Source organism: Amycolatopsis sp. NPDC049691 (assembly GCF_040675005.1).
Classification (GTDB): domain Bacteria; phylum Actinomycetota; class Actinomycetes; order Mycobacteriales; family Pseudonocardiaceae; genus Amycolatopsis.
The window spans coordinates 1-24,799 of record NZ_JBFANX010000033.1 but is presented as its reverse complement, the minus strand read 5'-3'; the positions used below and the strand labels follow the sequence as shown (position 1 = coordinate 24,799).

Sequence of the window (24,799 nt, the reverse complement as noted above, 5' to 3'; positions counted from 1 at the left end):
CCCGAGGGCCCGCCCGGCTCGGTCCCGGGCGGGCCCCGGTCAGTTCTGCGCGGAATCCGCCGGCGCGATCCGCCCCGCCCGCTGCAGCAAATACCGCCGCTCGGGCAAACTCGCCGTCCGCCGCGCCGCCTTCAGATAATGCTCACGCGCTCCCGGCAGATCCCCCGCCAGCTCCAGCAGATGCGCGCGAACCGCATCCAGCCGGCGGCCGACGTCCAGCTTCGCGTCGACCGTGTCCAGCAGCTCGAGGCCGCGTGCCGGGCCGGAAGCCTGGGCCACCGCCACCGCCTGGTTGATCGTCACCACCGGGCTCGGCATCAGCGCCTGCAGCACGTGGTACAGCTCGACGATCTGCGGCCAGTCCGTCTCCTCCGTGCTCGGCGCGGTCGCGTGCAACGCCGCGATCGCGGCCTGGACCTGGTACGGCCCGAGCGCCGCGTGGCCGATCGTCGCGTCCACCAGCGCTTCGCCCTCGGCGATCAGCGCCGCGTCCCAGCGGCCGCGGTCCTGGTCCGGCAGCGGCACCAGCTCGCCGTCCGGGCCCGTGCGCGCCTCGCGCCGCGCGTCGGTCAGGAGCATCAGCGCGAGCAGGCCCGCCACCTCGCCCTCGTCCGGGATCAGCGCGTGCACCGCGCGGGTCAGCCGGATCGCCTCCGCGGCCAGCTCGTCGCGCAGCAGGTTCTCCCCCGACGTCGCCGTGTACCCCTCGTTGAAGATCAGGTACAGCACCTGGAGGACCACGCGCAGCCGGTCGCCGAAGTCGGCCGGTGACGGCTCGCTGAACGTCGATCCCGCGGCGGCGATGCTTTCCTTCGCGCGGGTGATGCGCCGGGTCATCGTCGCCTCGGGCACCAGGAACGCGCTCGCGATCTGCGCCGTGGTCAGGCCGCCGACCGCGCGCAGCGTCAGCGCGACCTGCGAAGGCGGTGACACCGCCGGGTGGCAGCACAGGAACAGCAGCTTCAGCGTGTCGTCGGAGTCCGGGGGCTGGTCCTCGCCCGGCCCGGCCACGACGCTCACCGGTTCCCGCACGGCGACCGACTCCTCGCGCCGCCGCCGCGCGCTCTCGCTGCGCCAGTGGTCGGTGAGCCGCCGGGTGGCGACCGTGACCAGCCAGCTGCGCGGGTTGTCCGGGACGCCTTCGGCGGGCCACTGCTCGCTCGCCGCCAGCAGGGCCTCCTGGACGGCGTCCTCGCACGCGTCGAACTGGCCGTACCGGCGCACCAGCACGCCCAGCACCTGCGGCACCAGCGGGCGCAGGACCTCGGCGACCGGGGCGGGCGCGGTCACGTCACGAACCGGGGATCTCGGTTTCGGCGTCGGCGAAGAAGACGATCTCCCGCACCTCGACGCCCATGCCGTCGTACGCGGCGTCCGGGATCATCGCGGCCAGCTCGACCGCGCGCTCCTTGCTCGCGCAGTCCACGAGGTAGTAGCCGGCCAGGAACTCCTTCGACTCGAGGAACGGGCCGTCGGTGACGGCGGGCAGTCCGCCGCGCACCCGCACGACGGTGGTGTCGGCGACCGGGGCGAGCGCCTGCGTGCCGATCATCTCGCCGGACTCCCGGATCGTGCGGATGAAGTCCTGGTGCCCGCTCATGATGGCGTCCATGTCCTGCTGGGACAGGCCGGCCATCACGTCGGGGTTGAGGTACATCGCCAGCAGGTACTTCACGCCCGCCCTCCCATCGTCGGTGGGCATGAACATAGCCGACCCCGCCGCCGCTCGTGGGCGCGACGTCGCACGCGCGGAGTGGAGCCGCCGCGGGGCCGGCTGCCAGCCTGGATCCCCGGGCAGTCCCGGTTACCCGGACCCAGGAGGGTGGCACCGATGGCCGACGTGTTCACGGACCTGCGGACCGAGACCGAGGCGCTGGCCGAGCTGGCCGAGCGCCACGGGTACGGCCCCGGCCCCGACATCACCGGGCCCTTCGCCCGGCTGACGTCGACCGCGCGGCTGGTCCGGCTGAGCGCCGAGAACCCGGAGGCCTTCGGCGTCACCCCGCAGATCTCCTACGACTCGCTCGAAGAGGCGATCGTGACGTGGCTGATCGAGCAGCGGAAGGCCAACGCCCTGCTCGAGTCGGCCGCCGCGAAGGCGGAACTGCCCTGGAGCGACGGACCGCTGCGCCCGTCGGTGCTGGCCGCGGCGGCGCTGACCGAGCTGTTCGCCTGCGGCCAGGACATCGCCGACGCGCTCGGCGTCCGCCCCCGGCGCGGCGACGCGATCGGGCACGTGGCCTACTACGGCGTCCGGACCAGGGACCGCGCGTACCGACGGCACCAGCGGACGCCGCCGGGGCCGTTCCGCTTCGAGCTGCGGGCACCGTCCGGGACCCGGTGGGACTTCGGGCCGGCGGAGGCCGCCGGCCGGATCGCGGGCCCGGCCGAGGACTTCTGCCTGCTGGTGACCGGGCGCCGCCACGCGGAGGAGCTCGCCCTGACGTTCAGCGGCGGCCACACCGCCGAATGGCTGGAACTGCTCGAGAGCTGACCGGCGTCACTCGAACGGCGCAGGATCACCCGCGCCGACCCGCAGGATCTCCGGTTCCCCGGAAGAGAAGTCGACGACGGTCGTCGGCTCGACCCCGCAGTCGCCGGAGTCCAGGACCGCGTCGAGCTGGTGGTCCAGCTCCTCCTTGATCTCCCAGCCCTGCGTCATCGGCTCCGCCTGGTCCGGCAGCAGCAACGTGCTCGACAGCAGCGGCTCGCCGAGTTCGGCCAGCAGCGCCTGGGTGACGCGGTGGTCGGGGATGCGCACGCCGACCGTCTTCTTCTTTTCGTGCATCAGCCGCCGCGGCACCTCCTTGGTGGCGGGCAGGATGAACGTGTAGCTGCCCGGCGTGGCCGCCTTGATCGCGCGGAACACCGCGTTGTCGATGTGGACGAACTGGCCCAGCTGGGCGAAGTCCTGGCACACCAGCGTGAAGTGGTGCCGGTGGTCCAGCTTGCGGATCGAGCGGATCCGGTCGAGCCCGTCGCGGTTGCCCGGCCGGCACCCGAGCGCGAAGCACGAGTCGGTCGGGTACGCGATCAGCCCGTCGGCGCGGAGGAGCTCGACGACCTGGCCCAGCGACCGGCGCTGCGGGTTCTCCGGGTGCAGGTCGAAATAACGTGCCATGCCCGCAGAGCCTAGGGTCCGGGCCGCCGGCGGGCGCGGCGAGGGCGGCCGCGTCTCCCAGCTTGCGGTTCCCGGCCCGAACGCTGGGACCCGCCCGTGCCCCCGGGCCACACTCCGATCGGGGACCACATCCAGGGAGGGCGAGCCATGACGAAGCCGATCGTGCCGGAGCTGGACCGGCCCCAGGCCGTCAACGCGGCGAAGTACCTGTTCGAAGGCCCGCAGGGCCGGATCTCGCTGGCCGACCTCTTCGACGGGCGCCCGCGGCTCGCGGTGCACCACACCATGCCGGGCCACAGCGGCCCCTTCGCCGACGCCTCCGCCGCCGACGTCGCCGCCGCGCTGCACGACCCCGACCTGCGGCTGGTGCTGGTCTCCACCGCGCCCTACACCGAGCTCGAGCGGTACCGGCGGCACTTCGGCCGGGACCTGCCCACCTACTCGGCTGGCCGCGCGTTCACCGCCGACTTCCCGGTGACCCGGCGCCTGCCGGAGACCACGGGCGGCGAGTTCTGGGACGACCTCGAGTCGGCACTGGGCTTCTTCCGGTACGAGCGCGGGTGCGTGCTGCACACCGGGTCGGTCGCCCTGTCCCGGCTGGACTTCCTGAGCCTGCTCGGCGTCCCGGACCGCCTGCGGTCCGCGTCCGGCAGGCGCTGAGCCCGCCCCGCCGCCGTCGTGCCGCCCTCCCGGGTCCCCGCATCCCGTTCTTTCGGAGCGGGGAATCGGACGTCGGGTGGGTTACGATCAGGTGGCTGCAGATTGCACACCGCGCCCTGGCCGGGCTACCTGGGGCGCTCCGGCCACCGCCGAGACCCCGGGGGTTCCGCACTGATGTCGCCGGTCGCCGCGCTCGAGCCGGCCGCGGAGCTGTCCGCCACGGCCGAACCCCGCGGCACCACCGCGGCGGACCGGCGCCCGCGGCTGGCCGCGTACCTCTCCGCGGCCATCATCGTCGTGGTCATCAGCGGGTTCAGCGTGATCGGCGTCGTCAACCTGCTGCCGAGGTCGGTCGACGCCTTCCACGCCGGGTACGCCGTTCTGGCCGCCGCCGCGCTGCTGGCGATCCAGCTGCTGTGGTTCAGCCGCCCGTCGACCCGCCTCCACTCCCCGGCCGGCCGGGCGCTGTTCGCGGTCATGGCCGCGCTCGCTTACGTGCCGCTGCTGACCTTCGGGCTGCCGTGGGTGTCCATGCTCGTGTACGTCGGCAGCGCCGGCCTCCTGGTCTTCCCCCGGCGCTACGGCTGGGTGGCGGTCGTCGTGGCCCTGCTCAGCACCGCCGGGATCTACCAGGTGTTCGGGGTGAAGCCGACGAACACCTTTTACAACGTGTTCGGGACGCTCTTCTACATCCTGGTCTTCTACCTGCTGTCGCGGCTTGCCCGGATGGTCCACGAGCTGCACGCGGCGCGCACCGAGCTGGCCCAGCGGGCGGTCGCCGAGCAGCGCCTGGCGTTCGCCCGCGACTTGCACGACCTGCTCGGGCTGAGCCTGTCGGCGATCGCGCTGAAGGGCGAGCTCGTGTCGCGCCTGATGCGCAAGTCCGCCGAGCGCGCCAAGGCCGAGCTCGGCGAGATCACCGCCACCGCCCAGCGCACGCTTTCCGACGTGCGCGCCGTGTCCCACGGCTACCGCGACCTCTCGCTGGAGAAGGAGTCCCGGACCGCCGAATCGCTGCTGTCGGCGTCCGAGATCGCCGTGCGGATCCACCTCGACCAGGGCGACCTGCCGGTCCAGGTCCGGACGCTGCTGGCCAAGGTGCTGCGCGAAGGCGTCACGAACGTCCTGCGCTACAGCGACGTCGAGCACTGCGAGATCGACGTCCGGCACCAGGACGGCAAGGTCGTCCTCGAGATCGTGAACGACGGCGTCGCGGCGGACGACCCGGCGCTCGCCCCGGGCAGCGCGCTGACGGCGCTGCCCGACGAGGTCGCCGCGCTCGGCGGCGCGGCCACGGCGAAGACCGGCGGGGACGGCCGGTTCCGGCTGCACGTCGAGCTCCCCCTGCCCAGCGGCCTGGGCGCCGCGGCGGCGGAGGACACCGGCGAGCGCTCGGAGAGCGCGTCGAAAGAGATCCGCCGCCTGCTGCCGGTGGTCATGGTGCTGATGGGCATCGGCGCGACGGCGCACCTGGTGCAGCTGGCCCCGCGGCCGTGGGAGATCGCGCTGGCCATCGGCTCGATCGTGGCGCTGCTGGCGCTGCAGTTCTCGTACTTCAACCGGCCCTCGACCCAGCTGCGGTCCGCCCAGAGCTACGGGATGCTCCTGGTCCAGGTCTGCCTGATCTACCTGCCGCTGCTGCCGCTCGGGGCCAACTGGGTCAGCTTGCCCGGCCTGCTGATCGGCAACGCGCTGCTGGTGCTGCCGCCGGTCGCGGGCTGGGCGTTCTTCGTCCTCAACATCGCCGCCTTCGCGGAGATCCAGCGGCTGTCGGGCGCGGACCTCACGTCCACGATCTTCTACACCGCCGCGACCGTGATGACCAGCCTGGCGGTGTTCGGGCTGCTGTGGCTGGTCCGGCTGGTCACCGAGCTCGCCAGCACCCGCCGCCGGCTGGCCGAGATGGCGCTGGCCGAGGAGCGCCTGCGGTTCGCCCGTGACCTGCACGACCTGCTCGGCATGAGCCTGTCGGCGATCGCGCTGAAGAGCGAACTGACCGCCCGGGTGCTGCCCCTCGACCGCGACCGCGCGGCGGAGGAGCTGAACGAGGTCCTCGGCCTGACCCGCCAGGCGCTGTCGGACGTCCGCTCCGTGGCGAGCGGCTACCGCGAGCTGTCGCTGGACAGCGAGTCCCGCACGGCGAAGTCGGTGCTGGCGGCCGCCGACGTCCGCGTCCGCATGGAGATGCTCGGCGATGAGCTGCCGACCCCGGTGCGCACGGTGCTGGCGGTGGTCCTGCGCGAGGGCGTCACGAACGTGCTGCGGCACAGCAAGGTGGAGAGCTGCGAGATCGCGATGCGCCGCACGGACGGTGGCATCTGCCTCGACATCGTGAACGACGGCGTGGAGCGCGACGGGGAAGCGGAGCCGGTGGTCCCGGAACCGCGGGCGGTCGCGGTGCCGCGGGATTCCTCGCCCGGCAGCGGGATCGGCAACCTGTCGCACCGGGTCGCCGACCTCGGGGGCGAGCTGACGGCGGGAGTCGAGCCGGACGGCCGCTTCCGGCTGCGCGCGGTCGTCCCCGCCTGACGAGGTCCGGACCACTCTGGTCTGAACCTCTGCCGGTGGCTCACAGCCAGCCGGCCTCCTCCGCGATCCGGATCGCGTCGACCCGGTTGCGGGCGTTGAGTTTCGCCACCACCGTCGTGAGATAGTTCCGTACTGTCCCGGCGGAAAGGTACAGCCGGGCCGCGACTTCGACCGTCCCGTAGCCCTGCGCGGTCATCCGCAGCACGTCCAGCTCGCGGGCGGTCAGCGGGCAGTCGACCGTGTCCCACGCGGCCAGCGCCAGGTCGCCGTCGACCATGCGGCGGCCGGCGAGCACGCCGCGCACCGCGTTCGCCAGCTTGTCGGGCGGCGCGTCCTTGAGCAGGAACCCGCCCACCTTGGCGTCCAGCGCCCGCCTCAGCGTGCCGGGGCGGCCCAGGCTGGTCAGGATGAGCGTTCGGCAGTCCGGCAGGTGTTCGTGCAGCTCACCGGCCGCGGTGAGGCCGTCCTTGCCGGGCAGGTCGATGTCGATGACGGCCACCTGCGCCTGCTTGGCGCGCGCGGCGGGCAGGATCTCGAGCCCGGAGGCGACCTCCGCGACCACTTCGATGTCGGGTTCGAGGCGCAGCAGCGCCACCAGTGCTCCCCGCACGATGTGCATGTCCTCGGCCACCAGCACTCTGATCACGGGTGCCTCCGCACTCACGATTCCCCAGAAGCTCAGTTAAACATTCTGCTTGACGAATCGGTTGCACCATTCGGGCACCACTTTGCGGCGATGCCACGAAATGCACATGCACAGGTTAGGACCAGGTTAAAAACGCCCAGTCGCGCCCGGGCGGCTACCAGCCGTCACGAGCGCCGCGGAGTTCTCGTCACTCGTGTCGGAAATTTTCCGGCCACGCCATTCGTGGCCGGTCCCGCCGGTCCACGCGCGACGAGCCGGCCGCGGCGGGCGCGCGGAGCGCCCGGCGTGGCCGGCTCGTCGACGGCGAGAACTGCGCAAACGCGCATCAGGCCGCTTCGAGGACGTCGGCCCGGCAGTAGCAGCTGGTCCCGCAGCCCCGGACGGTCCCCACGCCGGCCTCGATGCTGAATTGTTCGAAACGGTCGATCACAAGGTCCGACCCCACCTTTTCGAACTCGATCCCCAAATCGGTGAAAAGCGCGCGGACGTCGGCGGAAACCTGTGCGGACATGCTCTGCTCCCAGTGGCGAAGATGAATGCTTCACGTGCCATAAATCGTCGCCAACGGACGCAACATCAACCAGTGTTCGCATCATCGGCGTGATGTGGCTTACACATGGTCCGTGCGGTTTCGGAGAAGAGTCCGAACGGGCTAGCAAGGGTGTCGAAACCCGTCGAACACCCCGGTTTTCGTCACTTTGCGCACTCGCACACATCCCGCGCGCTACCGCGGGTGTGAGAAACGCATGTGCTTCCACCGGCGGAGTTCCCGTTCCCGGCCCGGTTCACACCCGATGTGCAAAACGCATGTCCGGGGCCGGTGAAATCCACGCAGACCAGTGCACAGAGCACTTAAGAAGTAGACGCCCGCGGACCTACAGTTTTGGTCGAAATCACATCCGCATTGTCGACCGGGAGGGACGGCCACCATGGATGAGATCGTCCGGCAAGCCGTGGCACGCGCCATCGTGACCATGCGAGACAACCTGGGCGAGCGGCTCACGATCGACGACCTCGCCCGCGCGGCCATGTTCAGCAAGTTCCACTTCACCCGGGTGTTCCTGCGGGTCACCGGGCTGTCGCCGGGCCGGTTCCTGTCGGCCCTGCGGCTCGCGGAGGCGAAACGCCTGCTCGCGACGACGGTCGTCTCGGTGGCCGACATCAGCCACCAGGTCGGCTACAACAGCGTCGGCACGTTCAGCGCGCGGTTCAGCGGCAGCGTGGGCGTTTCGCCTTCGGGCTACCGGCAGCTGCGCGGGATGGCACCGCGGATCGCCGGCCTGCAGGCCCAGCCGGGCTCCGGGACGACCGTGCGCGGCCAGCTGCGCGCCGCGCCGTCGGCCGAGGTCGGGCCGGTGTTCGTCGGGCTGTTCGCGGCCCGGATCGCCGAGGGCGCGCCGGCCCGGTTCGCCGTCCTGCCCGGCCCGGGGCCATACGCGCTGGCAGACGTCCCGCTGGGCTCGTGGTACGTGCTCACCCACGCCTACGGCTGCGGCGAGATCGACGGCCACACCCTGCGGCCCTACACCGGCCTGACCGGGCCGGTGACCGTCCACCGCGGCGTCACGGCCAGCCTGGCCGACGTCCGGCTGCGCCCGCGCCACGGCTTCGACCCGCCGGTCCTGCTCGCGCTGCCCGACCTGCGCCGTCCCGCGGTGGCCCGCCCGATGGCGGTCTGAGAGCGTGCAATTCCACGGCACCGAATCCGTCGTCTGTTACCAATCCGGCCGGAAGTAGGCCGGCCCCCGAGCGGCGCTGAACCGTTGCTGCAAAGGCCATCGGCCGTGACTGTAGCCGGATTGGTAACGAACGGCACAGTATCTGCGGGCGGCGGACCATTCACTGCGGAACGCTTGTCACGAAACACCGTTGCGGCCGGGCAATGGCGTACAATTGCGGTTCGGAGTCAACGGACTGGGGTGCGAGGTACCGTCGTGATCAAGGTGTTGCTGGCCGAGGACATGCACATGGTCCGCGGCGCCCTGGTCGCCCTCCTCAACCTGGAGTCCGACATCGAAGTGGTCGCCGAGGTGTCCAGCGGCGACCAGATCCTGCCCGCCGCGAAGGCGGCCCAGCCCGACGTCGCGGTCATCGACATCGACCTGCCGGGCAAGGACGGGCTGTCGGCGGCGGTCGAGATCCACGAGAGCCTCCCGGACGTGCACACGCTGATCCTGACCAGCCTCGGCCGCCCGGGCACGGTCCGCCGCGCGCTGGACGCGAAGGTGAACGGCTTCCTGCTCAAGGATTCGCCGTCGGACAAGCTGGCGAACGCCGTCCGCTCGGTCGCGATCGGCCGCCGCGTCATCGACAGCGAGCTGGCGCTGGCCGCCTGGGAAACCGACGACTGCCCGCTCACGCCGCGCGAAATCGAGATCCTGTCGCTGGCCGCGCGCGGCCGCAACGTCGCCGACATCGCGGCGGAGCTGTTCCTCTCGGCCGGCACCGTCCGCAACTACCTGGCCGCCGTGGTCACGAAGCTCAACGCCCGCAACCGGGTCCACGCGATCCGCATCGCGACCGAAGCGGAATGGCTTTAGCCCCAACGGGTGACCCGCGCCGGAAAGCGCTTACGCCGTCAGCTCGTCCGCCGCCCGGCGCCGGCGCACTCCGGCGCACCCGACCGGGACCGCCGCCAGCAGCCGGTGCGTGCCGTCCGCGCCGGACTCCGCCGCCAGCGTCCCGCCCAGCGACTCCACGCGGTCGACCAGGTTGCGCAGCCCCGATCCCGAACCCGCACCGCTGTCCGCGGGCCCGCCCGCGCCGTCGTTGACGATCTCCAGCCAGGCCGTGCCGTCCTCCTGGCTCACCGAGAACGCGCACCAGCTCGCGGTGCTGTGCCGCACCACGTTCGTCACCCCTTCGCGCAGCACCGCCGCCAGCGCGGTCGCCACCTCCGGAGGCAGGTCCGAAGTACCCGAACGGGCGACGGTCACCCGGGTTCCGGCCGCGCTCAGCACCGCGGCCGCGGCCCGGCACTCGTCGTCCAGCGACAGCTCGCGGTAACCCGCGGCGACCGCGCGGACGTCGGCCAGCGCGCGCCGCGACATGATCAGCAGCTCGGCCAGCTCCTCCTTCGCGCGGTCCGGCTGGCCGATCACCAACCGGTCCACGAGTTCACCCTTGAGGGTGATCGCCGACAGGCTGAGGCCGAGCAGGTCGTGGACGTCGCGGGAGAACCGCTCGCGCTCCTCGGCGATCGCGCTCCGCTTCAGCTCACGGCGTTCCTCGTCGCGCTCGGCGGTCAGCCGCACGGCCGCGCCCGCCCCGGACAGCGCCAGCGCGGCGATCGCGGCGGACACCGCACCCGCCAGCCCGGCGTCCACCGAACCCGCCGCCCAGGCGGCGAGGAGCCCCGCGCCGACGGACACGAGCCCCGCCGCGGGCACCGCCCTGGCCGGCCGGACGACCAGCAGCAGCCCGCCGGCGAGGAACCCGCCCGCCGCGCTCCACAGGGCACCCAGCTGCACCATCGGCCCATACCCCAGCAGGGCCTGCGCGACCAGCGCCAGACCGGGACGGCGGACGCGGCCGTGCGCGAACGCGGTCAGGTGCACGCCCGCCAGCGCCGCCGCGCAGGCCAGCGCGAGCAGCCGCGGAGCCCAGGATTCCCGCTCGGCCAGCACGGGCAGCAACGCCGTCAGCGCGACCGCGGCGGCGGCCGCCGCCGGGCCGGCCGCGACGAGCGCGTGGAAGTCCGGCCGACCCTTCGCCGGCACCCCTGCCCGCATTCGGAACTTCCCCCGCAGCCGAACCGGATCTGCCACGGCGCCTCCCACCTCAGCCGCACCCCAGATCCCCAACGGTAACAGGGGGAACAGCCGCGTTGGCGGCTTCGCCCGGTCAGCCGACGCCGTTGCCGAGCGGGAAGTCGAGCACGCACTCGCCGACGCTGACCTCGGCGGGCCACTCCAGCTTCAGCGACCGGTCCACCCGGTCGCCCGCGTCGACCGGCACGGCGTGCGCGGCGAGCCCCATCGCCTTCGCCGCCAGGTAGAGCACCTGCTGCAGCGCGCCGACGTGCACCAGCGTCGTCGCGTACGCCGCGCTGCCGAGCACCCACGCGATCCGCGACATCCGCGCGGTCATCGTCAGCAGCACCGAGGGCCGCCGGTGGCTGCCCGCCCCGACCATCGCCAGGTCCAGCATGCCGTCCAGGACGCCGGGGTCGTCGTTGATCAACGTCAGCGTGTGCCACAGCGGGTCGTAGTGGTAGATCCCCCGCGCGAGGTCCGCGCACCGGTTGATCCCGACGTAGATCTCCAGCTCGTACAGGCAGGCGACGCTGAAGTACGGCCGCTGCGACGCTTCGTGGCCCGGCCCGCCGGGCAGGTACGCCGGCCCGATCGACCGCACCCGCGCGGCGCGGAAGAGGAACTCCCCGACCTGCTCGGCCGACAGCGCGCGCTCGGTGACCTCGGGGCAGGCGTGGTCGTGTTCGAGCAGCGTCGCGAGCGTCGGGTCGGTCGCCTTCAGCACCGCCGGGTCGGGGCGGTGCAGCGGGAAGGTCGGGCCGGCGGTGATCTGCTTGACCACCGGCGGCTCGGGGCCCGTCCGGTGCGCCTCGGGGTCCGGTGGGTGGGCGGGCGGGCGGCTTTTCAGCCACGTCCGGCTGCGGGCGTGGAACATCAGGTCGTCCGGGGACCAGACGGCGAGGTCGGCGTCGGTGTCCTCGGCGAACCCGGCCCAGTCGTCGGCCATCAGCACGACGCCCGCGGCCACCAGGAACGCGACGACGTCGGCCACGACCGCTTCGGTCAGCCCGCTGGTCTCGGCGACCCGCGCGACGGTCACCGGCCCGGCCAGCGACGAGGCCACGGTCACCGCGGGCGGCCGCAGCAGCGCGACGCGGTACCGGGCGCGCGGCGACTCCAGCAGCAGGCCGCCGTCGTCGTCCGGGCGCATCGCCGAGTACCGCGACAGCTTGATCAGTCTGCCCGGCGGCACGGCGTCGGCCGGGAAGACCGGCGCCTGGGTCACCGGGATGGCCGAGAGCAGCGGCCCGCGGCCGTCGTTGAGCGCCAGCGAGTGGACGACCGAGCCGGACAGCTGGTTGAGGACCTTGCGCAGCGTTCCGGCCCACGCCTCGGCGCCGTTGCCCGCGGAGGTCGCGAGGTTCCCCATCGAGATCGGGCCGAGCGCCATCCGGCCCAGCGATTCGCGAACCGGCCGGGGGACGTCCGCCAGTTCGTACTCACCCCACCACGTGATCGCGACGAGCGTGTCGTCGTCCCCCGCCTCCAGCAGGGTGTCTTCGGTGAGGGACCAGAGCCGGACGGTCTCCGGGATCCCCTCCGGTGGGTAAGCAGGCACGGCCAACTCCTCAAGCGAACAGCGAAACCGAGCCCGTGGCGGCGCTCAGAGGAACATCGGGAACGGGTTGAGCCGTTCGTACGGGGTCGGCTCGGCGAGCCTGCCCAGCCGGACCGGGACGTCGAAGAGCCGGCCGGGCGCGAACCGGGCCCAGAACGGCCGCAGGCCGGGCGCGAGCACCTTGGCCACCGGGATCCCGACGTCCGGCCGGGTCTGGTCGAGCACCAGCAGTTCCACGCCGGCGTGGTCGAACACCCGGGTCAGCGCCTCGACGTCGTCCCGGACGTCGGCGCGGTTGACGAACCGGAAGTCCGCGGCGGCCCGCATCCGCTCGCCCGCCACCGGCCGCAGGTACGGCTGGTTCGCGACGGTGGCGCAGGTGAGCCAGCGCCGCGCGTCCGGGTCGTCGACCTCGTGGCCCGCGGCCCGCACGGCGGGCAGCATCTGGTTGAGCTCGGTCACCGCGCGGCGCACCGCGATCCGCGGGTCGAGGTGCGCGCCGAAGCCCATCATGACGTCCTCGTGCGGACCGTCGGTTCGCCGCGAAACCGCGACGGTCACCGGGATCCCCAGGTCCGATGTCACGTCGAGGACCCACATCTCGCGGCCGATCCCGGCGTACCCGGCGGCCATCTCGTCCAGCCACGGGTCGGCGAAGGACGCGAGGTCCACGCCCGGCACCGGCGTGCGGTTGTACCACCACAGCGCCACGGCGTCGCGCTCGACGAGCTCCAGCGCGCCCTGCAGGATCGCGTCCTCCAGGCTGCTGCCCGCCGCGGTGCCGTTCGAGTCCGCGCGCACCCCGCGGGCCGTGCTCTCGCGCGGGATCCCGTAGTACAGGTAGGAGGTCGGCAGCAGGCGGCGGCGCCCGGCCGGCGTCCACACCGGCGTCCAGTCGACGACCGCGGCCGGGTCGAACGGCTCCGGGACGTGCTGGAAGGCCGCGTGCTCGGCGTTCCACTCCGCGCGGACGGCGTACTGGCGGTCGGCGAAGAGCATGCACGCGTTGGGGTGGACGGCTTCCTCGCCCAGCTCGGCGAAGGAGGCGCGGATGCGCAGCTCGTCGCCCTGGAAGTTGCCGGAAAACCGTTCCGCCGCCTCGCAGAGAGCGCTGACCTCGGCGTCGAGCGGGCTGACGCCCTTGCCGCCGTTCTCGCAGCGCAGGCCGGCCCGCAGCGCCGCCATCGCGGTGATGCCGCGGGCGACGTTGGGCCCGGAGCGGTAGGCGTTGGCGAACCAGGGCGCGTCCGGGTCCCGCCGGATCTCCTTGATGATGCCGGTGACCGGGCTGACCAGGTGGCGGTGCCGCTCGAGCATCTGCGACGGCGTCGCCGTGCGGTGCCCGCCGCCCCCGGTGGTCGCCTTCTTCGCGGGCCGGAGCTCGACCGGGCGCACCGAGCGCCACGTCACCAGCCACCGGTCGCCGCAGCGGGGGCACTGCGGGCGGCGGTGCAGCTCGTGCAGCCTGCCCTGCAGGTCGAGCGTGTCGAGCGTCCACACGCACTGCTGGCCGTGGTGGCGGTACCCGGCCACCCACTTGGCCGCCTCCAGCGCGACCAGGTGCGCCGCGGCCGAGGTGAGCGGCGGCAGCGCGGGCACCGGGCGGCGTGCCGGGCCGGCGTGGCCCAGCTCCTCCTGCACGCACGCCTCGGCGTGGCGGTGGCCCCACAGCCGGTGGGTCAGGCAGTGCCAGCAGGCACCGTCGGGCTGCAGCACCGGGCCGATCCACACCTGGGCCCCGGACGGACGGGCCAGCAGCCACGGCCGCCCGGCGCGCCGGTGCTCCGCGTCGATCACGGCCAGCCGCGGGTCGAGGTAGTCGGCGCACAGCACGACCGACAGGTCGGCGGTGCCGGTGTCCGTGCGGACCACCTCGAGCCCGGCGCCGGCCAGCGCCCGTTCGACGGCGCCGGGGTCGACGCCGTCGGCGCTGTCGCCGACCGCGGTCAGCCGCACGGTGCCCCGCCGCGCGGCGACCACGTCGGCGTCCACCCCGCAGGCGTCCCAGTAGGCCAGCGCGCGTTCGTCGCCCGGCACCTCGTCGGTGCCGGGGCTGCGCAGTGTCACGAGCCCGGCGTCGACGAGCTGGGTCAGCAGCGCCGCGACCTCCTCCGGCGCCATCCCGCCGGGCCGGCCGCGCAGCAGCCGGTCGAGGTCGTGGGTGCCGTCGAGCAACGCGGCGAGCGACTCGATCTTCGCGCCGCGCATCGCGATCACGCCCTGCTCGGAGAACAGGTACGCGCCCTTGCCTTTCCGGACCTCCGCGCGCAGGTGCCGCCGGAACGCCGGAGCGCGCGCCGGCACCGGGGCGTCCGTGGTGCCACCGCCGTGCGCGTCCACCGCTGTCGTGCGCATGGGCCCTCCTGCCGGTCTCGGGCTGGGCGGGACGAGAGAAGGAAATCCTGCTCCACGGGCGGTCTACTCAGCCAGTGCGGTAAGCACGGGCAAGTCGTGCGAAACGCATGGTCCGACGTGGAAAACGCATGGGGCACCGGTGCGTCGCTCACTGGCCGCACGCCACGGGGAACCGTCACCGTAGACAGCGACGCCCGGGCAGCACGGTGCGTCGGGGGCACCGTAACCGAACTCGCGCCTCGCGCGCGAACCCCGGCGGTGCCCGGCCTGGCACCCGAGACAAGTGAGGACCCGAGTATGCCTACCTCTACTCGCACCTACGGACAGTTCTGCGGCCTGGCCCGGGCACTCGAGATCGTCGGCGAGCGCTGGTCGATGCTGGTCGTCCGGGACCTCATGCTCGGCCCGAAGCGGTTCACCGACCTGCAGCAGACCCTGCCGCGGATCCCGGTCAGCATCCTCACTTCCCGGCTCAACGAGCTCGAGGAGGCCGGCGTGGTCCGCCGCCGCGTGCTGTCGCAGCTGGACGCCGGCGTCGTCTACGAGCTCACCGAGTACGGCGCCGAGCTCGACCAGATCGTGCTCGACCTCGGCCTGTGGGGCTCCCGCTCGCTGAACTACCCGCAGCCGGACCAGATCATCACCGTCGACATCGCGATCCTCTCGCTCTACACGACCTTCAAGGAGGAGGCCGCCGCGGGCGTGCACGTCAACTACGAGCTGCACCACCTCGACGGCGAGATGATCGTGCACGCCCTGGTCGACGACGGCTCGCTCAAGGTGTCCACCGGTGCGCTGCCCGCGCCCGACCTGGTGATCCACCCGCAGGGACCGGCGCTGTTCGACGTGCTCCGGGGGAAGCTGTCCGCCCAGGACGCCCTCTCCTCCGGCAAGGTCCGGGTCGAGGGCGACCCGGCGCACTTCGAGCTGTTCGCCCGGCTCTTCCAGATCCCGCCGGCCCCGGAGCGCCCGACCGGGCTCACCATGCGCTGAACCCGGCACCCGGCGGTACGCAATCCGCCGGGCGTCGCAACTCCCCTTGCGGGATCGGCAATCCGGAGTAACGGAAGGCGCTCCGGGAACGGTTATCGTCGACGCACATCGTCGTCTTGGTGAACTGGGGTCTGCATGTCGACGTCCGAACTCGCCCGTCCGTCCGGGTTCCTCGGCCCGCTCAACAGCCGCTGGCACCACCGCGCGCTCGCGGTGTTCATGGTGATCGTGCTCGGCCACTGGGCCGAGCACATCGTCCAGGCCGTCCAGATCTACGGGTTCGGCTGGCCCACGTCACGGGCCCGCGGCGTCCTCGGGATGCCGTTCCCGTGGCTGATTTCGCAGGAGTGGCTGCACTACGGCTACGCGCTCGTGATGCTGGTGTTCCTGTGGACCCTGCGGCACGGGTTCGCCGGCCGCTCGCGGCAGTGGTGGAACCTCGCGCTGGCCATCCAGTTCTGGCACCACATCGAGCACCTGCTGCTGTTCATCCAGGCGCAGAGCGGCTGGCGGCTGGCCGGGCAGAAGGTGCCGACGAGCATCATCCAGCTGCTCGTGCCCCGGGTCGAGCTGCACCTGTTCTACAACACGATCGTCACCATCCCGATGATCGTCGCGGTCGTGCTGCACCGGCGCGCGTCGGTGGCCGAGCACGAGCTGACCGGCTGCACCTGCGGGCTGCGCCCACCCGCGCTCGCCGCGTCGTGAGCCGCCGGGCCGCGCGGCGGGCACTGGCCCTGCTGGCCTTCCTGGCCGGCTGGCTGGTGCTCACCGCCGCACCGGCGTCGGCGCACGTCGAGATCGTCTCCACCACCCCCGGCGACGGCTCGCGGCTGACGGCGGCGCCGGCGCAGGTGTCGGTGACGCTGTCGGAGAACGTCGGCATCCAGCCCGGCTCGCTCAAGGTCGTCGACACGCAGGGCACCGCCGTCGACACCGGCCCGGTGTTCCAGCCCGGCGACGTCGCGGAGCAGGTGGCCGTCCGGTTGAAACCGGACCTGCCCGACGGCAGCTACCTCGTCGAGTACGCGTTCATCTCGACCGACTCCCACCCGGTGCGCGGCACGTTCGCCTTCGTCGTCGGCGCCGGCCCGCTGATCACCTCGGCGGGCGCGGTCGCGGCGGCCACCGGCACGGACCCGGTGGTCGACGTCGTGTCCACGGTCGTGCGCTGGCTGTCCTTCGCCGGCGTCGTCCTGCTCGGCGGCCTGGTCTTCCTGCTGACGTGCCACCCGGCCGGGCGGGCGGACCCGCGGGCCCGGCGGCTGCTGAAGGCGGGCGTCTGGCTGACGGCGGGCACGGCGGTGGCGACGTTCCTGCTGCAGGGCCCGTACGCCGCCGGGCGCGGCCTGGGCGCGCTGCCGGAGCCCGGCCTGCTCGCCGACACGTTCCGGCTGTCCTACGGCAAGCTGCTGCTGGTCCGGCTGGTCGCGGCCGGGGTGCTGGCGGTGGTGCTCCCGCGCGTGCTGGCGGCGCCGCCGTCGTCGGCCCGCCGTGGCCGGCTGGAGAACCTGGCGATGATCACCGGGTTCGCCGTGCTGCTGAGCTTCTCGGCGAGCGGGCACCCGGTGACCGACCGGGTGATGTACTTCTCGGTGGCGGCCGACCTGGTCCACTGGGGTGCGATCGCGGTGTGGGCGGGCGGGCTGGTCCAGCTGGCGCTGTGCCTGGTCCGGCGGACGCCGGACCTCGGACCGGTGGTGACGAGGTTCTCCCGGCTCGCGATGAACTGCGTGGCGCTGATCGCGATCAGCGGCGGGGTGCTGGCGTTGCGGATCGTGCCGTCGGTGCCCGCGCTGTGGACGACGACCTACGGGCTCCTCCTGCTGGGCAAGATCGCGGGCTTCGCGGTGCTGCTCCTGGTGGCGAACGTGGCGCGCCGGGCGGTGCTGAAGGGCGTTGCGGGCGGCGAGGGCGGCACGGCGGTGCTGACGACGGAGCTGCGCCGGCTGCGGCTGGCCGTGACGACCGAGGTCGCGCTGGCCTCGGTGGTCCTGGCCCTGGCGGCGGTGCTGTCGGCCACCCCGCCCGGCGGCTGACCTTCAGCCGCCGGGTGACCGGGGCGGACTGAACGGGCCCCAGGTGAACGCGGGCAGCCACGTCGACGGCGCCGCGTCCCACTCCAGCGCCGCCAGCTGGGCGAGCGACCGGCGGCCGGCCAGCGCCCGGTACAGCTCGTGCGCCGGGGCCGTCAGCGTCGCCGCCGGACGGCCCGCGCCCGCCGTCCACTGCGAGCCACCCGCGGTGCGCAGGCGCAGCGCCGGGAGGCCGCGGCCCGCGACCGAGCCCGAGAACCCGCGGACCAGCACCTCGAAGCTCGGCGCCCAGGCCGCGTGCTCGACCGGCGGCGGCACGCCCAGCGCCGCGCGCAGGTCCAGCTCGTGGGTGTAGGCGTCCATCACCATGACCTCGCCGCTGCGGCCGCCCGCCTGCGCGAGGCGCCGGTCGAGGTCCTCGCCGACGTCGTCCCAGTGGTCGAGCAGCTCCGGCACCGTCGCCGCCGCCGAGACCGGCACCGCGCCGCCGTGGCGCTCGAGCACCCGCTCGGCGATCCCGGTGAGGTGGCCCAGCAGGTCGGCGACGGTCCACTCCGGACACGCCGGCACCCGCCGCCGGTGGACGTCGGCGCGGGCACCGAGCAGGGCGCGGACGCCGCGGCGCACCTCCGGGTAGCCCACGTAGTCGGGGGCCGGCCGGCTCGCTGTCACGGGTCCCACCTCACCTGGCACTATCGGGGCTTCCGGCCCAGTATCCCCAGGTGACGGCCTCGGCGAGTCTCCTCGCGTGCCGACACCGACGACCCCGGGAGGTAGTGACCTTGCCCACTCTGTGGTCCACGCCGGCGCAGTGGGACCTGCTGCCGCCGGTCCTGCTGGCGCTGGTGCTCAGTGTCGCGATCGGGCTCGAACGCGAAGCCGGCATGAAGGCCGCGGGCCTGCGGACGCACAGCCTGGTCGGCGTCGGCTCGGCGGTGTTCATGCTCGTGTCGAAGTACGGCTTCGCGGACCTGCTGGGCACCGACCACGTCGCGCTCGACCCGTCGCGGATCGCCGCGCAGATCGTCTCCGGCATCGGCTTCATCGGCGGCGGCCTGATCTTCGTCCGCCGCGACGCCGTGCGCGGCCTGACCACGGCGGCGACGATCTGGCTCACCGCCGCGGTCGGCACGGCGTGCGGTGCCGGGCTGCCGGTGCTCGCCGTCGGCACGACGATCGGGCACTTCGTGGTGACCCGCGGCTTCCCGCCGCTGCAGCGGTTCGTCGCGCGGCACCGGCGCGAACCCCCGGTCGTGCGGCTGAGCTACCTCGACGGCCACGGCGTGCTGCGCGCGGCGCTCGCGGTCTGCACCGGGCGGGGCTGGAGCGTGCACCACGTCGACGTCGACCACGAGTCGCTTTCCGAGGAGGGGCAACGGATCGCGGTCGTGACGCTGCGCCTCGACGGCCGCGGTGATCTCTACGACCTGGCCGCCGAACTCGCCGAGCTGCCCGGCGTCCGGAGCACGTCCACCGGTCCCGGAGAACCGCTCGACGAATGATCGCCCGCCCGGGCGGCGCGCGGGGGCGGGTTTGCGGCACACTGGGGTGGACGCGGAAATTCCCGGTACCGCAAGGAAAACGTGCGGCCGAGGAGAAACCATCCAATTCGGAGGTGAGGCATGGCCCCCGGCGGTGGCGAGGACGTGGAGCGCACGCAGCCCGGATTCGACCTGGCGTGGCGCGGTTTTCACCGCGCGCAAGTCGCGGAGTACGTCGCGTGGGCCGAAGAAGAGCTGCGCAGAATCGCCGCCGAACGCGACTCGGCCCGGCAGCGCGTGGCCGCGCTCGCCGAGGACAACCGCGAGCTCCGGCTGAAGATCGACCGGATCAGCCGCACCCCGATCGAGCCGGACGCGCTGCAGGAGCGGTCCCGCCGGATGATCGAGCTGACCCGCGAGGAAGCGGCCGAAATCACCGCTCGGGCAACGGAAACGGCCGAGCGCCTGGTCCGCGAAGCCGAGCAGGAGGCGGTCCGGCTCACCGAGAAGGAACGCCGCCTGGTCGCCGAAGCCGAGGCCGAGGCGGAACGCCGGCGCGTCGAGCACGAGGAATTCCTCCGGGCGGCCGAGCAGCGCCGCCGCGAGCTCGACGAAGCCGCGGCGCACCGCCGTGCCCAGCAGGAAGAGGATCACACCCGCGCGATGACGGTCCGCCGCGCCGACGCGATGCGCGCGCTGGCCGAGGAAGAAGCGGCGGCGAGGGCGAAGGTCGAACGGCTGCTCAGCACCGCGCGAGCGGAGGCGAAGACGCAGGTCGAGACGGCGGAGGCCAAGGCGGCCAAGCTGGTCAAGACGGCCAGGACCAAGTCCGAACGCCTGGTCACGACCGCCGAAAGCAAGGCCGAACGGCTGGTCATGACCGCCGAAGCCAAAGCGAAGAAGCAGGTCGCCACCGCGGAAGCCGAAGCGGAACGCCTGGTCGAAGCGGCGCAACGCCGGGTCACCGCCCTCACCGAGGTCCGCGACCGGCTCCAGGCGAGCCTCACCGGCTGCCGGTCCCTGCTCGCCGACGCGGCCGTCGCTCTCGACGACCGGCCCGCGCCGTTCGACCCCGAGGCCACCCTGCCGATGTCGAAGAGAGTGCCCGTCCAGCGGCGCTCACCCGCCGACCTCACCGACGCCGTGGGCTGACGCTTGCCCGCCGGCCGGCCAGCCCCGATGATCGTCGGGTGAAGCCCCCGAAACTCGCGCAGGAGGAGGACGAGGTCCGCCAAGCAGGCTTCACCTTCTCGGTCAGCACGTACCCGCGGGACATCATCCCTTGACGCGGACGTTCGCCCTGGTCACGTCGGTCGTCGTGCTGGCCGCGTCCACGACGCTCGCCAACCGCGTGCTGCCGGGCTGGGCCTACCCGGTGTGCGGTCTGGTCGCGGCGGCGATCCTGGTCGCGCTGGGCCGGGCCGCCGGGTGCACGTGGACGGAACTCGGGCTGGGCACCCTCCGCCGTCCCGCGCTGGTCGGCCTGGCCGGGGCCGCGCTGATCGCGGTGGTCTTCGGGATCGCGCTGGCGGTGCCGGCGCTGCGCACGGTGTACCAGGACGGCCGCGTCGGCGACCCCGACTTCGGGCAGCTGCTCTGGCTGACGTGCGGCCGCATCCTGTTCGGCACGGTGCTGATCGAGGAGGTGGCGTTCCGCGGCGTGCTGCCGGCTCTGCTGGGCGCGACGGACGACCGCTGGCGCTGGCCGCCGATCCTCGGGGCGGCGGCGCTGTTCGGGCTGTGGCACGCGCTCCCGGCGCTCGCGATCGGGCGCAACGCGGCGGTCCACGCGGTGTTCGGCGCGACGCCGGTGGTGGTGCTGCAGGTGCTGGCGATGGCCGCGGCGGGCGTCGCGGGGATCTTCCTGCACTGGTGGCGGCACGCGGGCCGGGGCGTGCCGGCGTCGGTCATCGTGCACTTCACGACCAACGCCGGCGGCCTCACCCTGGCGGTGCTGGTGCGCTAGGAACGCACCAGCCGCGCGATCGCGTCCGAGGCTTCTCGCACCTTCAGGTCGGCCTCTTCACCGCCGGCTGCGGCGGCCTGGACCACGCAGGTCGCCAGGTGCTCGTCGAGCAGCTCGAGCGAGAACGACTGCAGGGCCTTCGTCGCCGCCGAGACCTGCGTCAGGATGTCGATGCAGTACTTGTCCTGCTCGACCATCCGCTGCAGCCCGCGGATCTGCCCCTCGATCCGGCGCAGGCGCTTGAGGTACGCCTCCCGCTCGGTGCCGTAACCCGTCATCGCCCACCTGTCCCCGTCGTCGCCCGTCCCTGACCACCGACTATACCCTCCGGGGGTTAGCGGAAGCGGCGCAACCGGAGGCTGTTGCTCACCACGAAGGCCGACGAGCACGCCATCGCCGCGCCCGCGATCATCGGGTTGAGCAGGCCGAGCGCGGCCAGCGGCAGCGCCGCGACGTTGTACGCGAACGCCCAGAACAGGTTGCCCTTGATGGTGGCCAGCGTCCGGCGGGCGAGGCGGATCGCGTCGGCGGCCACGCGCAGGTCGCCGCGCACCAGCGTCAGGTCGCTCGCCTCGATGGCCGCGTCGGTGCCGGTGCCCATGGCCAGGCCCAGGTCGGCCTGGGCGAGGGCGGCCGCGTCGTTGACGCCGTCGCCGACCATCGCGACCACGCGGCCCTCGGCCTGCAGCCGCTTGACGACGTCGACCTTGCCCTCCGGCAGCACCTCGGCGACGACCTCGTCGATCCCCGCTTCGGCCGCGATCGCCCGGGCCGCGGCGGCGTGGTCGCCGGTCAGCAGGATCGGCGTCAGGCCGAGTTCGCGCAGCTCGGCGACCGCCCGCGCGGACGTCGGCTTGATCGTGTCGGCGACGACCAGGTGCCCGCGGACCTCGCCGTCCCAGGTGACGCCGATGGCGCCGTCGGCTCGCCCGACGCTGACGGTGCGTCCTTCGACCACGCCGGTCACGCCGACGCCCGGGGTGCTGCGGAACTCCGTGACGGCCGGGAGCGTGCCGAAGCGCTCTTTCGCCGCGTCCGCGATGGCACGGCCGATCGGGTGCTCGGACGCGGCCTCGACGGCGCCCGCCAGCCGCAGCGGCTCGCCGTCACCCTCGACCAGCGTCATCCGGCCGGTGGTGACGGTGCCGGTCTTGTCCAGGACGACGGTGTCGACGCGGCGCGTGTTCTCGAGCACCTCGGGGCCCTTGATGAGGATGCCGAGCTGCGCGCCGCGGCCGGTGCCGACGAGCAGCGCCGTCGGCGTCGCGAGGCCGAGCGCGCACGGGCAGGCGATGATCAGCACCGCGACGGCGGCGGTGAACGCCTGGTCGGGCCGGCCGCCGGTCGCGAGCCAGACCACCAGCGTGGCGAGCGAGGCGAGGACGACCAGCGGGACGAACACCGCGGAGACCCGGTCGGCGAGCCGCTGGACCTCGGCCTTGCCGTTCTGCGCGGCCTCGACGAGCCGGGCCATCTGCGCCAGCCGGGTGCCGTCGCCGACGCGGGTGGCGCGCACGAACAGCCGCCCGCCGACGTTGACGGTGGCGCCGGTGACGGCGTCCCCCGGCCCGACCTCGACCGGCACCGGCTCGCCGGTGAGCATGCTGGTGTCGACCGCGGAGCCGCCTTCGGTGACGACGCCGTCGGTGGCGATCTTCTCGCCGGGCCGGGCCACGAAGACGTCGTTCACCTGCAGTTCTTCGACGGGGATCAGGTGCTCTTCGCCGTCGCGCAGGACGGTGACGTCCTTCGCGCCGAGGTCCATCAGCGCGCGGAGGGCAGCTCCGGCGCGGCGCTTGGCGCGGGCCTCGAAGTAGCGGCCGGCCAGGATGAACGTGGTGATCGCGGCGGCGACCTCGAAGTAGAGGCCGTGCTCCGCCATCCCGAAGAAGAGCGCGTAAAGCGACCAGCCCACCGACGCGATGACGCCCAGCGAGATCAGCGTGTCCATGGTGGCGGTCGCGTGCCGCAGGTTGACCGCGGCGGCGCGGTGGAACGGCCACGCGCCCCAGGTCACGACCGGGGCGGCGAGGACCAGCATGATCCACGGGTCCACCCGCCAGGCCGGGAGCATCGCGAGGACGACCAGGGGGACGGTCAGGGCCACCGAAAGGAGCAAACGCTTGCGCAGCGTGGGTGTCTCGTCGGGGGCTTCGGGCTCGGGCAGCTTCGCGGAGTACCCGGCGGCCTCGACGACGGCCTTGAGGTCGTCGACGGAGAGCTCACTCGGGTAGCTGACCTGCGCTTTCTCGGTGGCGTAGTTGACCGTCGCGGTCACGCCGTCGACCTTGTTGAGCTTGCGCTCGACCCGGGCGGCGCAGGACGCGCACGTCATGCCGCCGATGGCGAGTTCGACGCGGGTCGCGGTGGTCATGGCTCAGGCGACCAGGCGGTATCCGGCCTCGGTGACGGCCGCGGCGACGGCGTCGGTCGTCAGCGGCGTGTCGCTGGTCACGGTCACGCGGCCGCTCTCGACGTCGACGTCCACGCTCTGGACGCCTTCGAGTTCGGAGACCTCCTCGCGGACCGACGTGGCGCAATGTCCGCAGGTCATGCCCTCGACGGTGTAGCTCGCTTCGGTCATTTCGGGGTCCTTTCGTTCTCCTTCCTTTATACCCATCGGGGGTAGGGGTTCACTCGCGGCCCCCAGCAGACTCGCGGTATGCGCAAGCTCTACGCAATCGGGATCGGCGCCGGCGACCCGGAGCACCTGACGGTCCAGGCGATCGACCGCCTCAACCGCGTCGACGTGTTCTTCGTGCTCGACAAGGGCGCGGAGAAAGCGGACCTGGTCCGGTTGCGCCAGGAGATCCTCGACCGGTTCGTGACGCGGCCGGACTACCGCGTGGTGCTGGCTTCGGACCCGCCGCGCGACCGCACGCCCGCCGACTACCGAGCGGCGGTGGCGGACTGGCACGCGGCACGGGCCGCGGTGTACGAGCAGCTGCTGCTGTCGGAACTCGGGCCCGACTCGGTGGGAGCGTTCCTGGTGTGGGGCGACCCGTCGCTGTACGACAGCACGATCGCGTTGATCGAGGCGGTGCTGGCACGGGGGAACGTCGAGTTCGACTACGAGGTGGTGCCGGGGATCAGCAGCATTTCGGCGCTGGTGGCCCGCCACCGGACGACGATGAACCAGATCGGCCGGCCGGTCCAGCTGACGACGGGCCGCCGCCTGGCCGAGGGCTGGCCTTCGGAGGTGGACGACGTGTTCGTGCTGCTGGACGCGCACACGACGTTCGACCGGTTCACGGATTCGGGGTTGCACATCTTCTGGGGCGCGTATGTGGGAACGCCGGACGAGGTGCTGGTGTCGGGCCCGCTCACGCCGGAGCTGGCCGGCGAGATCCGCCGCGTTCGCGCCGAGGCGAGGGAACGGCACGGCTGGATCATGGACACGTACCTGCTGCGCCGCCCGGCGGAGTAGCCGCGGCGAGGGCGCCGCCGCGGCCGACCGCCATGCTCGAGTCTTGCCGGGCGGCAGCCATACCCGCACCTCGCCGGGCCGCGGCGATCTGTGCCCTCCCCTGGACGTCTCGCTTGCCGCGGGCATGCGAAAAAGCCCCGGGAGACGTTTCCGTCTCAACCGGGGCTCTTTCCCTAAGTAAGTTCGGCGGTGTCCTACTCTCCCACAACCCTTCGGTTGCAGTACCATCGGCGCTGTCAGGCTTAGCTTCCGGGTTCGGAATGGGACCGGGC

24 protein-coding genes and 1 rRNA gene are annotated in these 24,799 nt (G+C 72.9%); 12 read left to right on the top strand and 13 right to left on the bottom strand.

Going from position 1 to position 24,799, the window contains the following annotated elements; translation table 11 throughout:
• Window positions 1–39 precede the first annotated feature (39 nt).
• Window positions 40–1,290: a DUF6596 domain-containing protein gene (locus AB0J40_RS44230; RefSeq protein ID WP_364466084.1), complete on the bottom strand. Its 1,251-nt coding sequence runs from the start codon at window positions 1,288–1,290 to the stop codon at window positions 40–42.
• Window position 1,291: 1 nt separating this feature from the next.
• Window positions 1,292–1,675: a YciI family protein gene (locus AB0J40_RS44225; RefSeq protein WP_364466174.1), complete on the bottom strand. Its 384-nt coding sequence runs from the start codon at window positions 1,673–1,675 to the stop codon at window positions 1,292–1,294.
• Between the two features lie 156 nt (window positions 1,676–1,831).
• On the opposite strand from AB0J40_RS44225, the gene AB0J40_RS44220 reads away from it, so the two are divergent.
• Window positions 1,832–2,494 (top strand): maleylpyruvate isomerase family mycothiol-dependent enzyme, encoded by a 663-nt coding sequence (locus tag AB0J40_RS44220; protein ID WP_364466082.1) that lies wholly within the window; start codon window positions 1,832–1,834, stop codon window positions 2,492–2,494.
• Between the two features lie 6 nt (window positions 2,495–2,500).
• On the opposite strand, the gene AB0J40_RS44215 is transcribed toward AB0J40_RS44220, so the two are convergent.
• Window positions 2,501–3,121, bottom strand: a complete 621-nt coding sequence (locus AB0J40_RS44215) for an L-threonylcarbamoyladenylate synthase (protein WP_364466080.1) — start codon at window positions 3,119–3,121, stop codon at window positions 2,501–2,503.
• Between the two features lie 147 nt (window positions 3,122–3,268).
• On the opposite strand from AB0J40_RS44215, the gene AB0J40_RS44210 reads away from it, so the two are divergent.
• Window positions 3,269–3,781, top strand: a complete 513-nt coding sequence (locus tag AB0J40_RS44210; RefSeq protein WP_364466078.1) for a DUF899 family protein — start codon at window positions 3,269–3,271, stop codon at window positions 3,779–3,781.
• A gap of 174 nt (window positions 3,782–3,955) precedes the next feature.
• Entirely contained in the window at window positions 3,956–6,310 is a 2,355-nt protein-coding gene (locus AB0J40_RS44205) for a histidine kinase (RefSeq protein WP_364466077.1), read from the top strand.
• Window positions 6,311–6,350: 40 nt separating this feature from the next.
• Here the strand turns inward: AB0J40_RS44205 and AB0J40_RS44200 are convergent, their stop codons facing one another.
• Entirely contained in the window at window positions 6,351–6,956 is a 606-nt protein-coding gene (locus AB0J40_RS44200) for a response regulator transcription factor (RefSeq protein ID WP_364466075.1), read from the bottom strand.
• 325 nt (window positions 6,957–7,281) lie between these two features.
• Window positions 7,282–7,467, bottom strand: a complete 186-nt coding sequence (locus AB0J40_RS44195) for a hypothetical protein (protein ID WP_364466073.1) — start codon at window positions 7,465–7,467, stop codon at window positions 7,282–7,284.
• A 418-nt stretch (window positions 7,468–7,885) separates the two neighbouring features.
• Between AB0J40_RS44195 and AB0J40_RS44190 the strand changes: the two genes are divergently transcribed.
• Window positions 7,886–8,635, top strand: a complete 750-nt coding sequence (locus AB0J40_RS44190) for an AraC family transcriptional regulator (protein WP_364466071.1) — start codon at window positions 7,886–7,888, stop codon at window positions 8,633–8,635.
• Between the two features lie 255 nt (window positions 8,636–8,890).
• A complete protein-coding gene (locus tag AB0J40_RS44185; RefSeq protein WP_364466069.1) occupies window positions 8,891–9,496 on the top strand; it encodes a response regulator transcription factor in 606 nt (201 codons plus the stop codon).
• A 30-nt stretch (window positions 9,497–9,526) separates the two neighbouring features.
• On the opposite strand, the gene AB0J40_RS44180 is transcribed toward AB0J40_RS44185, so the two are convergent.
• From AB0J40_RS44180 to AB0J40_RS44170, 3 genes are all read right to left on the bottom strand, one after another.
• A complete protein-coding gene (locus AB0J40_RS44180) occupies window positions 9,527–10,687 on the bottom strand; it encodes a histidine kinase (protein WP_364466067.1) in 1,161 nt (386 codons plus the stop codon).
• A 112-nt stretch (window positions 10,688–10,799) separates the two neighbouring features.
• A complete protein-coding gene (locus AB0J40_RS44175; protein ID WP_364466065.1) occupies window positions 10,800–12,269 on the bottom strand; it encodes a SagB/ThcOx family dehydrogenase in 1,470 nt (489 codons plus the stop codon).
• 45 nt (window positions 12,270–12,314) lie between these two features.
• Complete coding sequence (locus AB0J40_RS44170) at window positions 12,315–14,624, bottom strand: TOMM precursor leader peptide-binding protein (protein WP_364466063.1); 2,310 nt, start codon at window positions 14,622–14,624, stop codon at window positions 12,315–12,317.
• A 297-nt stretch (window positions 14,625–14,921) separates the two neighbouring features.
• Between AB0J40_RS44170 and AB0J40_RS44165 the strand changes: the two genes are divergently transcribed.
• The 3 genes from AB0J40_RS44165 to AB0J40_RS44155 all read left to right on the top strand — a co-directional run bounded on the left by AB0J40_RS44165 (window position 14,922) and on the right by AB0J40_RS44155 (window position 17,656).
• Complete coding sequence (locus AB0J40_RS44165) at window positions 14,922–15,617, top strand: winged helix-turn-helix transcriptional regulator (RefSeq protein ID WP_364466061.1); 696 nt, start codon at window positions 14,922–14,924, stop codon at window positions 15,615–15,617.
• Between the two features lie 135 nt (window positions 15,618–15,752).
• Window positions 15,753–16,325, top strand: a complete 573-nt coding sequence (locus AB0J40_RS44160; protein WP_364466059.1) for a hypothetical protein — start codon at window positions 15,753–15,755, stop codon at window positions 16,323–16,325.
• A complete protein-coding gene (locus AB0J40_RS44155; protein WP_364466057.1) occupies window positions 16,322–17,656 on the top strand; it encodes a copper resistance protein CopC in 1,335 nt (444 codons plus the stop codon). Before AB0J40_RS44160 ends, AB0J40_RS44155 begins: the two co-directional genes overlap by 4 nt.
• Window positions 17,657–17,659: 3 nt before the next feature.
• Here AB0J40_RS44155 and AB0J40_RS44150 read toward each other — a convergent pair whose 3' ends face one another.
• Complete coding sequence (locus AB0J40_RS44150; RefSeq protein ID WP_364466055.1) at window positions 17,660–18,325, bottom strand: maleylpyruvate isomerase family mycothiol-dependent enzyme; 666 nt, start codon at window positions 18,323–18,325, stop codon at window positions 17,660–17,662.
• A 110-nt stretch (window positions 18,326–18,435) separates the two neighbouring features.
• Here AB0J40_RS44150 and AB0J40_RS44145 point away from each other — a divergent pair, with 110 nt between their 5' ends.
• The 3 genes from AB0J40_RS44145 (at window position 18,436) to AB0J40_RS44135 (ending at window position 21,100) form a co-directional block, all read left to right on the top strand.
• Window positions 18,436–19,155 carry an MgtC/SapB family protein gene (locus tag AB0J40_RS44145; protein ID WP_364466053.1) on the top strand — a complete coding sequence of 240 codons (720 nt, stop codon included), beginning with the start codon at window positions 18,436–18,438 and terminating at the stop codon, window positions 19,153–19,155.
• A gap of 120 nt (window positions 19,156–19,275) precedes the next feature.
• A complete protein-coding gene (locus tag AB0J40_RS44140; protein ID WP_364466051.1) occupies window positions 19,276–20,286 on the top strand; it encodes a DivIVA domain-containing protein in 1,011 nt (336 codons plus the stop codon).
• 130 nt (window positions 20,287–20,416) lie between these two features.
• Complete coding sequence (locus AB0J40_RS44135) at window positions 20,417–21,100, top strand: CPBP family intramembrane glutamic endopeptidase (protein ID WP_364466049.1); 684 nt, start codon at window positions 20,417–20,419, stop codon at window positions 21,098–21,100.
• Here the strand turns inward: AB0J40_RS44135 and AB0J40_RS44130 are convergent.
• From AB0J40_RS44130 to AB0J40_RS44120, 3 genes are read right to left on the bottom strand one after another with little or no spacing between them, the layout of a single operon-like run.
• Window positions 21,097–21,378: a metal-sensitive transcriptional regulator gene (locus AB0J40_RS44130; protein ID WP_086678475.1), complete on the bottom strand. Its 282-nt coding sequence runs from the start codon at window positions 21,376–21,378 to the stop codon at window positions 21,097–21,099. The genes AB0J40_RS44135 and AB0J40_RS44130 overlap by 4 nt on opposite strands.
• A gap of 56 nt (window positions 21,379–21,434) precedes the next feature.
• Window positions 21,435–23,474, bottom strand: coding sequence for a heavy metal translocating P-type ATPase (locus tag AB0J40_RS44125; RefSeq protein WP_364466047.1), 2,040 nt, complete (start codon window positions 23,472–23,474; stop codon window positions 21,435–21,437).
• Between the two features lie 3 nt (window positions 23,475–23,477).
• A complete protein-coding gene (locus AB0J40_RS44120; RefSeq protein WP_364466045.1) occupies window positions 23,478–23,684 on the bottom strand; it encodes a heavy-metal-associated domain-containing protein in 207 nt (68 codons plus the stop codon).
• Window positions 23,685–23,762: 78 nt separating this feature from the next.
• Here AB0J40_RS44120 and cobF point away from each other — a divergent pair, with 78 nt between their 5' ends.
• Window positions 23,763–24,527, top strand: a complete 765-nt coding sequence (gene cobF, locus AB0J40_RS44115; protein WP_364466043.1) for a precorrin-6A synthase (deacetylating) — start codon at window positions 23,763–23,765, stop codon at window positions 24,525–24,527.
• Between the two features lie 181 nt (window positions 24,528–24,708).
• On the opposite strand, the gene rrf is transcribed toward cobF, so the two are convergent.
• Window positions 24,709–24,799: ribosomal RNA gene (gene rrf / locus AB0J40_RS44110) — 5S ribosomal RNA — on the bottom strand; the annotation flags it as partial.